The organism is Chryseobacterium hilariae, assembly GCF_051400735.1.
In the GTDB taxonomy this organism is placed as follows: domain Bacteria; phylum Bacteroidota; class Bacteroidia; order Flavobacteriales; family Weeksellaceae; genus Chryseobacterium.
In genome coordinates, this window is sequence record NZ_JBLFFJ010000006.1 from 39,481 (window position 1) to 54,111 (window position 14,631).

Annotated in this window: 12 protein-coding genes; 4 read left to right on the top strand and 8 right to left on the bottom strand. The window is 38.0% G+C overall.

All coding sequences use genetic code 11. The annotated features are described in order from the left end of the window. Positions 1-13: 13 nt before the first annotated feature. A complete protein-coding gene (locus ACMGDK_RS16785; RefSeq protein ID WP_436809013.1) occupies positions 14-3,361 on the bottom strand; it encodes a methylmalonyl-CoA mutase family protein in 3,348 nt (1,115 codons plus the stop codon). Positions 3,362-3,547: 186 nt separating this feature from the next. On the opposite strand from ACMGDK_RS16785, the gene ACMGDK_RS16790 reads away from it, so the two are divergent. Next, positions 3,548-3,880, top strand: coding sequence for a hypothetical protein (locus tag ACMGDK_RS16790; protein ID WP_426046610.1), 333 nt, complete (start codon positions 3,548-3,550; stop codon positions 3,878-3,880). On the opposite strand, the gene ACMGDK_RS16795 is transcribed toward ACMGDK_RS16790, so the two are convergent. Beyond that, positions 3,877-4,989, bottom strand: a complete 1,113-nt coding sequence (locus ACMGDK_RS16795; RefSeq protein ID WP_436809014.1) for a DUF3667 domain-containing protein — start codon at positions 4,987-4,989, stop codon at positions 3,877-3,879. The two genes, ACMGDK_RS16790 and ACMGDK_RS16795, sit on opposite strands and share 4 nt — an antisense overlap. Positions 4,990-5,315: 326 nt before the next feature. Between ACMGDK_RS16795 and rplM the strand changes: the two genes are divergently transcribed. The 3 genes from rplM to rpsB all read left to right on the top strand — a co-directional run bounded on the left by rplM (position 5,316) and on the right by rpsB (position 7,109). Further along, positions 5,316-5,771, top strand: coding sequence for a 50S ribosomal protein L13 (rplM, locus tag ACMGDK_RS16800; protein ID WP_034706094.1), 456 nt, complete (start codon positions 5,316-5,318; stop codon positions 5,769-5,771). 6 nt (positions 5,772-5,777) lie between these two features. Then, entirely contained in the window at positions 5,778-6,164 is a 387-nt protein-coding gene (gene rpsI / locus ACMGDK_RS16805) for a 30S ribosomal protein S9 (protein WP_045501218.1), read from the top strand. A gap of 183 nt (positions 6,165-6,347) precedes the next feature. Continuing rightward, entirely contained in the window at positions 6,348-7,109 is a 762-nt protein-coding gene (gene rpsB, locus ACMGDK_RS16810) for a 30S ribosomal protein S2 (protein WP_034723189.1), read from the top strand. Between the two features lie 175 nt (positions 7,110-7,284). On the opposite strand, the gene ACMGDK_RS16815 is transcribed toward rpsB, so the two are convergent. From ACMGDK_RS16815 to ACMGDK_RS16840, 6 genes are all read right to left on the bottom strand, one after another. Further along, positions 7,285-7,722, bottom strand: coding sequence for a DUF6759 domain-containing protein (locus ACMGDK_RS16815; protein ID WP_436809015.1), 438 nt, complete (start codon positions 7,720-7,722; stop codon positions 7,285-7,287). Positions 7,723-7,727: 5 nt separating this feature from the next. Next, entirely contained in the window at positions 7,728-8,426 is a 699-nt protein-coding gene (locus ACMGDK_RS16820) for a DUF6759 domain-containing protein (protein WP_436809016.1), read from the bottom strand. A gap of 19 nt (positions 8,427-8,445) precedes the next feature. Continuing rightward, positions 8,446-9,123, bottom strand: a complete 678-nt coding sequence (gene trmB, locus ACMGDK_RS16825) for a tRNA (guanosine(46)-N7)-methyltransferase TrmB (protein WP_436809017.1) — start codon at positions 9,121-9,123, stop codon at positions 8,446-8,448. Between the two features lie 98 nt (positions 9,124-9,221). Next, complete coding sequence (locus ACMGDK_RS16830; protein WP_436809018.1) at positions 9,222-9,995, bottom strand: DUF6759 domain-containing protein; 774 nt, start codon at positions 9,993-9,995, stop codon at positions 9,222-9,224. 194 nt (positions 9,996-10,189) lie between these two features. Continuing rightward, a complete protein-coding gene (locus tag ACMGDK_RS16835; protein ID WP_436809019.1) occupies positions 10,190-10,978 on the bottom strand; it encodes a hypothetical protein in 789 nt (262 codons plus the stop codon). 160 nt (positions 10,979-11,138) lie between these two features. Further along, positions 11,139-14,531, bottom strand: a complete 3,393-nt coding sequence (locus ACMGDK_RS16840) for an FIDD domain-containing protein (protein WP_436809020.1) — start codon at positions 14,529-14,531, stop codon at positions 11,139-11,141. Positions 14,532-14,631: the final 100 nt, after the last annotated feature.

A 14,631-nucleotide genomic window follows, 5' to 3' on the forward strand; every position in this document is an offset into this window, starting at 1 on the left:
TGTAGCTTTGCCGTTACATATTTCTCCTGTACTTACCACCCACTTCAAATAAAGCATTGGTAATCTGTCCCAGAGAGCAATATTTTACAGCATCCATCATCACTGCAAATAAATTCTGTTGGTTGATGGCTGCATACTGCAATTGTTTTAAAGCTTCTGCAGACCTGTCTTCATTGGATTTCTGGAAATTATGTAAAGTTTCGATCTGAACCTGCTTTTCCTCTTCAGTAGAACGGATAACCTCTCCCGGACGAACCGTTGGAGAACCGTCTTTTCCAAGGAATGTATTCACTCCGATAATTGGATATTCTCCTGTGTGCTTCAACCATTCGTAATGCATCGATTCTTCCTGGATCTTAGAACGCTGGTACATAGTTTCCATGGCGCCAAGCACACCGCCTCTTTCCGTAATTCTGTCGAATTCTGCATACACTGCTTCTTCCACAAGATCCGTAAGCTCTTCAATAATGAATGAACCTTGAAGCGGATTCTCATTTTTAGCTAATCCTAATTCCTTATTAATGATCAGCTGAATAGCCATTGCTCTTCTTACAGACTGCTCAGTCGGTGTTGTAATCGCCTCGTCGTAAGCGTTGGTGTGAAGAGAATTACAGTTATCATAGATGGCATAAAGCGCCTGAAGCGTAGTTCTGATATCATTGAAATCAATTTCCTGCGCGTGAAGCGAACGTCCTGAAGTCTGGATATGGTATTTCAGCATCTGGCTTCTTTCGTCTGCTCCGTATTTCAGCTTCATTGCTTTTGCCCATATTCTTCTTGCAACACGGCCGATCACTGAATATTCAGGGTCAATCCCGTTAGAGAAGAAGAAAGATAAGTTCGGTGCAAAATCATTGATATCCATTCCTCTTGACAAATAATATTCCACATACGTGAAACCATTTGCTAATGTAAATGCCAGCTGGGAAACCGGATTCGCGCCTGCTTCTGCAATATGATATCCTGAAATAGAAACGGAGTAGAAGTTCCTAACTTTTTCCGTGATAAAATATTCCTGAACGTCGCCCATTAGTCTTAAGGCAAATTCAGTGGAGAAAATACAGGTATTCTGAGCCTGGTCTTCTTTTAAAATATCAGCCTGAACCGTTCCGCGAACTGTCGCGATGGTTTTAGCCTTAATTTCAGCATAAGCATCTGCCGGAATCACTTCATCTCCTGTAATTCCCAATAATTTTAATCCTAAACCATTGTTGGAAGGAGGAAGTTCTCCGTTATATTTAGGTCTTTCTAAACCTCTGTCATCAAATTTTGCTTTTAAAACGGCTTCAACTTTAGACTCAAGCTTGTTTTCAGCAATATATTTTTCAACATTCTGATCAATGGCAGCATTCATGAAAAAAGCCAGCAGCATCGGAGCTGGTCCGTTGATCGTCATTGAAACAGAAGTCATTGCATTCACCAGATCAAATCCGGAATACAGTTTTTTAGCATCATCCAGCGTTGCGATGGAAACTCCTGCATTTCCGATTTTACCATAAATATCCGGTGGTAAAGCTGGATCTTGTCCGTATAAAGTCACGGAGTCAAACGCTGTAGATAGACGTTTTGCGTCCATTTCCGCAGAAACGTAATGGAATCTTCTGTTGGTTCTTTCTGGTCCACCTTCTCCGGCGAACATTCTTGTCGGATCTTCTCCTGTTCTTTTGAATGGATAAATTCCTGCAGTGTACGGGAATCCTCCAGGAAGATTTTCCTGGCCTTTCCATTTGATCAGATCGCCCCAGTCCGTATATTTTGGTAAAGCAATCTTTGGAATTCTTAAGTGGGATAAAGATTCGGTTGAAGTTTCCACTTTAATTTCTTTTCCTCTTACGAAATAAGAATAAAACTCTTCGTGGAATGCCTTTTTTGTATCATCCCAGGTTCTTAAGAAGTCAATATTTTCTTGTTGAAGATTTTTTTCTGCTTTTTGATATTCAGCGTCTAAAGCTTCATTGGAAAGGAAATTTTTTACTCCTTCAATATGATACATTTTCCTTGCTAATTCAGCCTGTTTTTCAACATTGGCGTCATATTGTCTGTTGTTTTCAACAATTTCAGAAAGGTAACGAACTCTTTTTGGAGGAATGATAGTTACTTCATCTGTAATTTCCTGTTCAGCAAAAGTTTTTAAATCTAAGCCTGAAAACTTATCGTTTACTTTTGAAATTAATCTGTTGTATAGCTCTGTGGTTCCGTGGTCATTGAACTGAGATGCTTTTGTAGCATATACAGGCATTTCATCCAGTTGCTGTTCCCACAATAAATGGTTTCTCTGGAACTGTTTTCTTACTGCCTGAAGCGCATCAAGAGCACCACGTTTGTCAGATTTATTTAAAGCCACTAAATCTGCATAATCTAACATGTCAATTTTCTCCAGCTGAGTGGATGCTCCGTATTCAGGAGTCATCACATACATGGAAACATCTGCAAAATCAGATACTTCCGATCCGGATTGTCCGATACCCGAAGTTTCCAGTATAATTACATCAGGATGAGCTAGCTTCAGAACATTCAGTGCAGAATGAATGAACGGAGAAACGGAAACATTGTTTTCTCGAGTAGCCATCGAACGCATATAAACTCTAGGATCATTAATTGCATTCATACGGATTCTGTCTCCCAAAAGAGCGCCTCCTGTTTTCTTTTTAGAAGGGTCAATGGAAATAATGGCGATTTTTTTATCAGGATTTGAACGGATAAAACGTCTTACCAGTTCATCTGTTAATGAAGATTTTCCCGCTCCACCAGTACCTGTGATACCAATGATAGGAATATTTAGATCTTTTGATTTCTCGTCAATTGCTTTTACCAAGTCCGGTTTTTCTTCTGAGAAGTTTTCAACGGCAGAAATGACTTTAGCAATGCTTGTGGAATTTTCAAAACTAATTGAATCCAGATCATCAGCGGTTACATCTTTTCCGGTTGCGAAATCTGATCTTTTAACCAAATCATCGATCATTCCCTGTAAACCAAGTTCACGGCCATCATCCGGAGAATAAATCCTGTCGATTCCGTAAGACATGATATCTTCAATTTCTTCAGGCAGGATTACACCGCCGCCGCCGCCGAAAATTTTAATCTGCGGGGAGTTTTTTTCTCTTAAAAGGTCGTAGATGTATTTAAAATATTCATTGTGGCCGCCTTGGTATGAAGTTAATGCAATGGCATTGGCATCTTCCTGGATGGCTGTGTTAACAACTTCCTCAGCTGATTTGTCGTGGCCAAGGTGGATCACTTCACATCCTGTTCCCTGGATCACGCGGCGCATGATATTGATCGCAGCATCGTGTCCGTCAAATAATGACGCCGCTGTTACGATTCTCACTTTGTTGGTTGGAGTATATTTTTGGGTTTCCATAAAAAATCTAGAAAATTTCTGAATTTCCAAATATAATAATAAAATAAGAACCTTGTGGTTTTATTTAAGGCATTGATTTACAGTATTTAGGTTGTGTTGTGTGGGTTTGTTTTTTCCCTGCTTAATGATTGATCATTTAAAAATGATAAGTAAATTATCTATTTTTGCAGTATTAATATATATACTATGAAAAAGGCTTGGATGTATTTTGCTTTAGGAACCGTTCTCAGTTTCCTTATTAATTATTTTTTTTACAGTTCGGATAATATCGGTCTTGATATATATTATGCCCTGTCTTTTGGAATAGCATGGGGAATTGCTTATTATTTGGATACACCCAATTTTACGTTGCCGCAAAAATTAGGTATTTCCTTTGTCGCAATGGGTATTTTGGTGCTCATTGGAACATTCATATTCAACCTTGAGCTTGCCATTCCGTCTATCCTGAAGTTTTCCACGGTTTTTGTAGCCTATTACCTGATTGCTAGTTTTAGGGCAAACAAGTCCCTGCGTAGTTAATGCATTAATAAAAAGCTAACGATTCCCAAGCCCATTAATAAGAATGTAAATAAAACGGTGTTGATAAAGAATAGAATAGCACCTACTAAAATAGTCAGGGCAGGGTGCGTGCGATAGGTCTTATAATGAGCTACAAAAAAATAACATCCTGCATAAACAGTAGCTCCTGTAGTCAGTAACCATTTCATAATAATGGCAAAGCTGCTTGTTTCATCAAAATAGCTAAACATCTTATTCAGTACAAAAAGAAGAAGGGTCAGCAATAATAAAAAGGAAAAATAATGGAGAGTAAAAACACTATGGTCAAAATACCACCACTTTTTTTTACTGTGAAATATCCATAGCAGAAAAGCAAACAGAGGAAGGTATATGAAAAGAGCTTTTGGTAAATTGTGAACAGAACTCTTAATAAACATATTGATAATCTCACTAGGAGAATGACCTTTTTCTTCCAATTCAAAGATTTTAGCTACGAAAGGACGAAAAGTCTGATATTTGTGTCCGTTCTTTTGATCTTTCTTATCAAAATCCTTCATAGACTGCAGTCCTAAAGATTTTGTAATGCTCTTATTCTCTTTAAATATATTTTCAACATCTACATCATCTTGAGCTGTATTTTTAACTTGGCTGGAATCTAATGCACGAGTTAGCATTCCGCCGGTAAGGGAATCCGCCTTTAGTGCTTCCGGGGACTGTAAAGCCTCATTTACAGCTTTATTTTTAGCGGCTTCTTTTTGAATCTCTTTATTGATTTCTTTTGCCTGGCGGGAATTTTCCTTTCCGAAATTTAAATCTGTTATCTGAAATGAAATAAAGAGAAATGTTATAAAACTGATAAAGATGTAAAGCTTCACCGGCGGGACAAACTGCTGTCTTTTTCCTTCGAGATACACCTTTGTAAGTCTGCCAGGCTTAAGAAGCAGATTTTTCATAGTTCCCCAAAACTGGCCGTCATAATGTGTGAAGTCTTCAAAAAAGTGAGTGAACAGATAGTAAAAAGGATGGCGGCTTTCTATATTTTGCTGTCCGCAGTGCGGGCAGAATTTTTCTTCAACCTGGTGCCCGCAGTTCAGGCAGGTTTTATCTTCTCTTATTTTTCCGTGGCTCATGGATAGTTAGAACTTTGGGCACAAATATAAATATTTCGCGAAATAAATAATCATATTAATAAGCTTTAAGGAAAATCTTTAAAGTAAAGTTAATAAATAACGAGTTAATTTCTAAACTCTTTGCGTTTTTAGAATTTTTTGAAATGTTTTCATCAGACATCATTTTACAAGCCATATGTAAAGTCAGTTGTTGATAATCAATCAAAAGGAATTAAAATCCGGAAGTAGGACAGATTAAATAAAATATGTTTTTGGGTTACAAAAATAATTTGTACCTTTGCACACCCTTTTAGGGGAAAATTATGTTTAATCTTTAACTAAAACGTGTGAATACATTAAGTTACAAAACTGTTTCAGCGAACAAAGCTACTGCTAATAAAGAATGGGTTGTGGTAGACGCTGAAGGACAGCCGTTAGGAAGACTAGCTTCTACGGTTGCAAAGATTTTGAGAGGTAAGCACAAAACGAACTTTACACCTCACGTAGATTGTGGTGATAACGTGATCGTTTTGAATGCTGGGAAAATTACGCTTTCCGGAAATAAGTGGGCTGATAAGACTTACATCTGGCATACAGGTTACCCTGGTGGGCAGAAGTCTATGACTGCGGCTGAACTTCAGAAGAAAGATTCTTTAAAAGTATTGGAAAAATCTGTAAAAGGTATGTTACCAAAAAACAGATTAGGATCTGCTTTATTGAAGAACCTTTATCTATATGAAGGAACTGAGCACAAACATGAAGCTCAACAGCCTAAAACAATTAATGTTAACGAATTTAAATAATTAATTATGTCTATAGTTCACAAAATCGGAAGAAGAAAAACTTCTGTAGCTAGAGTTTATGTAAGACCAGGTTCTGGTGTTATTACAGTAAACGGTAAAGATGCTGCAACTTATTTCTCTACAGACGTGATGGTTTACAAGTTGAACCAACCGTTTATCCTTTCTGAAACTGTTGGTCAGTATGACGTTACCGTAAATGTTTTCGGTGGTGGTAATACAGGTCAGGCAGAAGCTATCAGATTAGGTATTTCAAGAGCTTTATGTGAAATCAATGCTGAATTCAGATTAGCTTTGAAGCCAGCTGGTTTACTTACAAGAGACGCAAGAATGGTGGAAAGAAAGAAGCCAGGTCAGAAAAAAGCAAGAAAGAGATTCCAATTCTCAAAACGTTAATTTTCAGACTTCAGATGCAGGATTTCAGATTTCAGAATGTATTTGGTTTGTTGTCTTGTATCTAATATCTATTTATCAAAACAAAAAAATTGCCCGTTACGTTTAGCATCCAAACACTTCTCCCATCTAAAGAAGTTGTTGATTGTTTAAAAGACGGAAAGTAAACTAACAAAAACAGAAAACATGGCAAAAGCAAATGTAAAAGACCTTTTAGAGGCTGGCGTACACTTCGGTCACATGACCAGAAAGTGGAACCCAAATATGGCTCCATACATTTTTATGGAGAAAAACGGTATTCACATTGTAGACTTACATAAAACAGCAGTTAAATTGGACGAAGCTTGTAGTGCTTTAGAAAAATTAACTTCTGCAGGTAAAAAAGTTCTTTTCGTAGCTACTAAGAAGCAGGCGAAAGAAGTGGTTGCAAAACATGCTGCTGAACTTAATATGCCTTATATTACAGAAAGATGGCCTGGTGGTATGTTAACGAACTTCGTTACAATCAGAAAGGCTGTAAAGAAAATGAACCATATCGACAAAATGAAAAAAGACGGTACGTTCGAAACTTTATCTAAAAAAGAAAGATTACAGGTTGACAGACAAAGAGCTAACCTAGAGAAAAACTTAGGGTCTATCTCTGACATGGTTCGTCTTCCTTCTGCAATCTTCGTTGTAGATATCATGAGAGAACATATCGCTGTAACTGAAGCTAAGAAATTAGGTATTCCAGTTTTCGGTATTGTTGATACAAACTCTGATCCTAGAAAAGTAGACTTCGTTATCCCAGGAAACGATGATGCTTCTAAATCTATCGATATGATCTTAAACATTGTTTCTGATTCTATCAAAGAAGGACAGTCTCAAAGAAAAGCTGATAAAGAAAAATCTAAAGAAGAAGGAGAAAAAGTATCTGCTGAAACAGATGCTGATTTCGATGCTGAATAATTAAAGATTTTCTTTAATATAGGAAAAACGCTGGATTTTGTCCAGCGTTTTTTGGTTTCATATCCTGATATGGCTTGCTTGCCTTTGCAATAAAAATAAACAGATTTCGCAGATTTTCTTACCGGGAACGGCCTCAGGTTAATATAAGAACCTCACTCAATGAGCAGGGTTTATTTTAATTGCTGATCTTTATAGCATAAGATGTTGTGATGTACTTTGTAGAATCGTAAGAAGAGTTACAGAGCATTCCGGAGAGTCTGTAATTCCGGTTTTTAGGAACCATTGTATACCCAACTTTTCCGGAGCCTATCGGGATCTTTTTAAAGAATCCGGTGCTGCTCACAGTAAGAACCATGTTGCAGGGAGATTTATTTTCCACTGAAATAGAAGTTCTGGGATTGCCGGGAGAATCCTCATTAAGAAGGTCTGTTAAAACATCTGCTGTTTCAGGTTTATAGGTCTTAATAAGCTCTGCGTATTCTCTTTCCGTACTCATCACAGTACTTCCCGGACTTGAAGAAGTTCTTATGGGATAGCTAGGATAACTGCTGTAGCTGGTACTGCAGCTTATAATGATAAGTAAAATTCCGGAGAAAGCGGATAGCTTTTTCATACAGTTTATTTTTTTGATCTTTTCTTTTTTGAAGATTTCACCGGTGCAGCTTCCTTTTGATCTTTTGCTGCATCTCTATTTGCATCAGGCCTGGGCGTACCGGGGTTTTCAATCACTACAAATATACTTTTTTTTATGTCTTTCTGAGAGGAGTATTTTACATCACAGACATTACTGTTGAGTGTATAAGAACCCTTATTGAGAATGATAAAATTCTCACCATGTGCAGGAACTGCCAGGTTGTAGAAATTTTTCCCTTCAATTCTCAGGATGATATTGCAGTCTGAATTATTTCTAAACAGCAGCACAGCCTCTTTACTGGTAATGTCTTCATCAAACATAGCATTCAGGAGCTTTACCGTTTTGTCTTTATGCTGATCAGAAGTTTCGGCGATGAGCCTTTTAAACTCTTCCGCATCATTAGAGTTTGAATTTCTCATGAATCTGTTCGGGATATCAGTCATTACCGGTCTGGCTTCCATTGGCTTTGCGGTTTTAGCACCTTTTGTCCAATTGGAATTCTTTAAGGCAATAAGTTTAGGTTTTAGCACATATCTTTTTGGGTCATCAGGGTGTGCATTCTTAAGATATTCTTCAATTTCTTTTGTATTTGTGCTTTTTAGGATATCCTTATGTTTTTTCTGCGCCGAAGCAAAACCCGAAACCAGGAAAAAGAAGAGGAGGGACATTAAAATTTTTTTCATCAATTGTTGTGTTATTCCATTAGCTTATCCGGAATTTTATATAAGTTATTGTTTTTCCTTTAGCCGAAAAAAGCTCTTCATAATAGGTTTTTATGTCTCTGAGATGTTCCGTATTCGGATCATATTCAGGTGCACCGTAAATATCATGATGGGCTGTAATGATTTCGTAGCCGGCACCCTGCAAATAGCCTAATGTATAGCCATGCAGAAATTCCGAATCCGTTTTCAGATGAATGATTCCACCAGGTTTCAGGAATTTTTTGTACCGTTCCAAAAAGTCAGGATGAGTAAGCCTGTGTTTGGTACGTTTGTATTTGATCTGAGGATCTGGGAACGTGATCCAAATTTCATCAACTTCATTTTCTGCAAAAAAATGATCTACAAGCTCGATCTGGGTTCTGAGAAATGCCACATTAGTCATTCCGTTATCCACAGCTTCCTTGGCTCCGAACCAGAATCTGGCTCCTTTAATATCTATTCCGATGAAGTTTTTTTCAGGGAAGGTTTTCGCAAGACCTACGGAATATTCTCCTTTTCCACAGCCTAATTCAAGTACGATTGGATTTTCGTTCTTAAAGAAATCCTTTCTCCAGTTTCCTTTAAGCGGAAAACCATTTAATGCATCCTCTCTTGTGGGTTGGATAACATTTGGTAAAATCTTGTTTTCAGCGAATCTTGCTAATTTATTTTTGCCCATCGAGTCATTTATAAAATCCTGCAAAAATAGCAAATTTTACATAGATTTCCTTGCCTTTTAAACATAAAAGACTAGATCTGGGCGTATTTATAATGGGCTTACTGTGCCGCGGAAGTTCCCAATGCTACCATAATAGCTTTTTCTATAGTTTTTTGGGAAGCATACTGTGCGCCGCATACGAGACTTGTGAAGAGATATTGTCCTTTGGTTATAACAATTGTGCTTTCATCATGGGCAGGAACGGCAAGTCTGTATTTGGTATTTCCCACTCCTTCCATCCTTACAATGATATTGCAGTCAGAGTTATTCTTAATAAGAACAATGCTTTCCTTGCTGTTCGGGTCATTATCGAATAGGGAGTTTAATATTTTTACCGTTTTATTTTTGTGCTCCACAGGATTTACAGCCATCAGCATATTGAACTCTTCAGCCTCAGCGTTCGGAACAGCAGCATTGGCAGCTGTATTGACAACAAAAGCATTTTGAGTAGTACTTGGCGTATACACTACCGTAGGTTGTTTGGCAGCAAGCTCTGCCTTATATTTAGCGATCTGTTTTTGTTTGATAATGGCGTTCATTTCATCAAAACTGATCTTTGTAGACGGTCTTCTTTTCAGCAGGGCAAGCATTTCCTGCATATCTTTCACTTTCTGGTCTGCAGGATGAGCGTCTTTAATGTATTGCGTCATCATTTCCATCACCCTGGGTTTCAGTACAGACCTTCGGGGGTCATCAGGATGTGCATCTCTGAGAAAAGCATTGATCTCATAGATATTTTTACTTTTTAAAATATTAGTGTAGTCTTTCCCTCTTTTTTGGGCAGACAGATTAAAAAATAGAACAGAAATAAATAGTAAAAGTAATTTTTTCATTAACAAATATTAAGTTAAAAGCTGATGTTCTTTCTTAATTTGTGTTTTGGCCCATTAGTTTATTACAATAACGGGATACTGTTGTTTTTATTTTAGACGCGTCATTGTGAGATAAAATTAAACATATTTTTAAATAAAAAAAGAAATGTATACCATAAATTATAAACAGTAAACATTTCTTAAAATTTAAACACCTATTTAATTACTTCCTGAAGATTTGAAGTCTTAAGTCTTTTCTGATAAATCGGCAGATACTTTTCGATAGGAATCTTTATCGCCTCAAAATTACCGGACAGGACATACGCTTCAATATTTTCTGATGTATAAACAAACTGAAGGAAATTATCAATAAGATTGTCAGGAATTTTGAACTTGGCAAAATAATCCTTACCAAGATAATTCTTAATCTGGGCCACAGAATTATTCATCCTTTCATAAGCCATGTAACGCTGTTTTTTCTTTCTGTCACCTGAAAGAATGTCATAGATGCTTTCCAGGCTGAAAGTAAGTCCGCCGTCTCTTAACCCGGCAACCGGAAGTTCAGGAGAGGTTCCGTCACCTTTAGGTTCCGGCAGTCCAATCACTTTTTTGATAGCCAGCCCTTTGTCTTCTTTTCTGATAGAATTTACATCATACCTGAGATTTCCGGTGGGCTTGAATCTGCTTAACACAATCTCCTGAATTTCGTAATAAGCAATTTTTAATTCAATGATATTTTTCTGCTGCATCATCTGTGGGGTAAGCTTTACATCTTTTCGTTCTGTAACAATAGACGTAAAACGGATCACATCTCCGGGAGCTGCAGGGATATTATAAGTACCGTTGTAATCGGTAAGTACCGTTTTCTGAGTATTCAGATTGGTCACGTAAACCTGGTTGAGATACAAGATCGAGTTGTCTCTTAAAAATACCTCTCCGGAATATGTCTGTGCTTTGATTTTTGCCAGAAAAACCAGCAGCAAAAGGGTAATTAGCTTCTTCATATAATTAGGGCAAAATTACGTAGAAATACAGCAATTTATACCTATTAAGATAGTGATTGCAGGTTAAAGTTATATTAAACTTTAATACTTAACTGTTAATGAATGTTATAAACGTTGATGAATAAAAACGGTATCATGAGATTTAAATCAAATCATTCCATTATTTGCGTTTTACAAGCAGCCAGCTTGTGTATTTTATAGGATTAGAAGTGCCAAATTCTGTCCAGGTGATGAAATACCAGTAAGTAGCTGTGGGTACAGGTCTTCCGCCCATTCTTCCGTCCCAGGTATATCGGTTGCTTGGGTTTCCTCTAAAGACTTCGGCTCCATAGCGGTCGAATATCCTGAATTCCAGATTCGTGTTGCTCATTAAAGCAGAATAGTTTATCTCATCATTATGTCCGTCACCGTTAGGAGTAATGGTATTGATTAAATTGATGATAGCAAATGCCTTGTCTACTTCATCACATAACTTAGAATCTCTTACAAAGACCTTGTGGCTTCCTCTCGGTACATTGTTGAAAACATTTGAGTTCTGCCAGCTTACCCCGTCCAGTGAATATTGATATGGAGGTACGCCACCGCTTACTCCAATCGTTACCGTAGATCCATTGATCTCAATGGAAGTAATTACAGGAAGAAGGGATTCTGTAACGTTAACATATTGCTTGTAAACACAACCATTGAATGTAAGCTCTACCCAGTAGCTTCCCACAGGAACATTGGAAATAGAGGGAGAAGTCGCTCCTGTACTCCAAAGATATTTTTCAAACCCTGGACCTGCATCTAATGTAGTAGTAGCTTTTAGACAGATAATTTTGTCCGTTAAAAGGTCAGATTTTTTAGGGGCTTTAACGGTGATTTTAATAGATGCAACCTCAGGGCAAACCCCATTTTTCTCAAATCTGATATAAAAGGTCTGCGTACCTGTAATATTAACGGTTGCTGATATAGGATTAATGTCATTCTGAGCATCAGCTAAACTTCCATGAAAAGTATAAGTCACATTTGGGTCTGCTGTAAACTGTGGGATAAACTGTGCGAGATTGAACACTTTTATCCCGTCAAGATCATCATCACAAATGCTTGTTACGGCTGAAGGTGTTAATAATGGAATACGGGCTCCGATGCTGAACTGTAAAGGTTTTACAACAACGGCGCAGCCGTCCGGAGACTCTACTCTGATGTAAATGGTAGTTGTAGCTGTATAGCTCCAGTTATTAGGAAGAGTATTGTTGTTTCCAGCATTAGCATCAGCAAGGGATGCATAATATCTTACGTTGGTAAAGTAACCGGGATTATTCAGCACAATACCTGTTATGCTGGATAATGTGACGGTGACTGTTCCGTCCATATTGTCATCACAGAAAATACCGTTATAATTGTTCGTTATAATAGCCAGGTTATATAAAGAAAGGGTAATCTGAGCAATACTTTTACAGCCCAGGTTATTTTTTACCACAGCATATACAATAGTGCCGTCTGGGGCAGTATAGGCGGTCGTCGAGGTGATAAGTGCCCCTGGGTTTTCAGTCTGGGCATCTGCTAAGGTAGGATAGTAGGTAATAGTTACCGGTGAGTTATTGGTTACATTGGCAGAAGTAAGGTTAAAAGTTCCCTGTCCATTAATATTACAGGCATATAATGTAACATTTGTTACGATAAGAGACAGAACATTGACGGTGACAGTTACTGTTTCACAGTCAGGAAAAACAGGATCATTTCCGCAGAAAGTATAGGTAAAAGTATCTGTCCCGACTGTTCCGGGAGTGTTGACGGTATAAGTAATGATACCTGTTGCGGGATCAATAACTGCCGTTCCCAATGTGGGAGCATTAACAATAGCTACGGTAGAAGGTACGGGTGCTTGTGCAGAACTGGTGAATGCCGGAGTGATGGTTTTTGTGCTGCAGACATTATAGGTTGATGTGGTCAGTTTTGTACAATTCAGTACTTTAAACTGCTCTGTCACCAAAGGTGCACAATTTCCCATCGTCACAGAACAGGTGTAAAATCCAGCCTGTGCAGGGCTGATGGACGCTCCCGTAGCTCCGGGAATAAGAGTTCCGTTTACATACCACTGATAGGTATCATAAATAACAGGGTCTACAGTAAGCACAATGCCGGGAGCACAAGTTCCTCCTGAGCTTAAAATAACAGGCTGTGTAGGAAAACCTGCGAAAAAGCCTCCATATCCTACAGCATTACTTCCGGCATTAATTCCCGCGGTAATTGCTTTGTTAGAAACTATAGTGATTGTTCCGGTAACATTGGGAATACCGTATGTAACCCAGTTGGCTGTACCTGTCATATCGAATGGACCTGTTGTTGCCGGTGGAACAGCGCCGTTTACCGTGACATTGGCCCCTTTTTCTGTAATAAGATTCAGTTTAGTCGGAATATTAAGGATCCCCGAAGGATTTGCAATGGAATGAACAAAGTTTTCATCAATAAAACCCAATTCATTGATTTGCTTGGGAAGATAGCAGTTCAGTGCCGGAATAAAATTGAACCCACCGGTTGCTACCTCACTTCCTGAAACGGAATCTCCGGCGAGAATCTGATATACATAGGCATTTTTGGATGTTTTAAGGTAGAGATTATAATGAACCCCTGCCTGTAGTTTATACTTTGAATCAGGAATAATAAAATACTGTCCTGCATTTAGAGTGGTAAGGGGAGGAATTTCATCATTGACAAAGATCTGCGTATTGTCCTCAGTGGCAATCACAATAGCGCCTTCCATATTGGAGCCGATTCTGCCGTTTCCTTTTACTAAAGCAAACTCAGTTCCAAGTCTTTCAACAGGTACAGCCTGATCCATTAAAATATCCGAGCTTGTAGGATAGTTCCCGGCATACTGGCCATTGAAATTTCCATTGGTGATATTCACAGGCTTATTGGCGATTATTTTAGCACCAATAAAGCCATCAGTATTTGCCGTACCTGTACCTTCAATAATGTATGATTGTCCTTTATTGAGGGTAAAAGTCATGGTTGGGTTTGTAATACCAGTGGTTCCGTTTGAAAACTGTACCGTTGGCTCATATCCAGAGACTGTAATTGTTGTATTATCCTCAGTTGCAAGAACGCTGGTCATAAAGTTTAAGATGGTATTACTAACCGTAATGGGAGCATTTGCAGCATAGAAGTTTTTTCCTGTGGAAGGTATTCCTTTCGAAGTAATGATCTCTGCATGGTTGAATACTGAAAATCTGAGATTAGCATAAAAAGGAAAATCTGCCTTTAGATATAATCCTTTTGTAGTTGGGGTAAACAGGTCTGCCTGATTGGTGGTAATGATATAGTTTCTTAGGACATCAAATTTCTGGGGATTGTTTTTGCTGATATTTACCGTTCCGATAAGAACATTATTGTTATATATGCTGACAGGGAAAGGGGTTGTTCTGTTGGTAGACAAGTATAATTTCTGATAAGGATTGGGGCTTAAACTCCTATCCATCATCGGTGCAAACCAGTGTTCCCTATCCAATTGGGCTAAGGTAAAGGTGAAAAAAGAAAGTATAAATAAAAAAGATAGAATTTTTTTCATTCAGAAGGGGAGTTTAACACAAATTTAATAATAAAATGAATTCATGGCTTGAAAAATTAATAAAAAAACCGCGACGTTAAAATCGCGGTTTGTAAAGTTA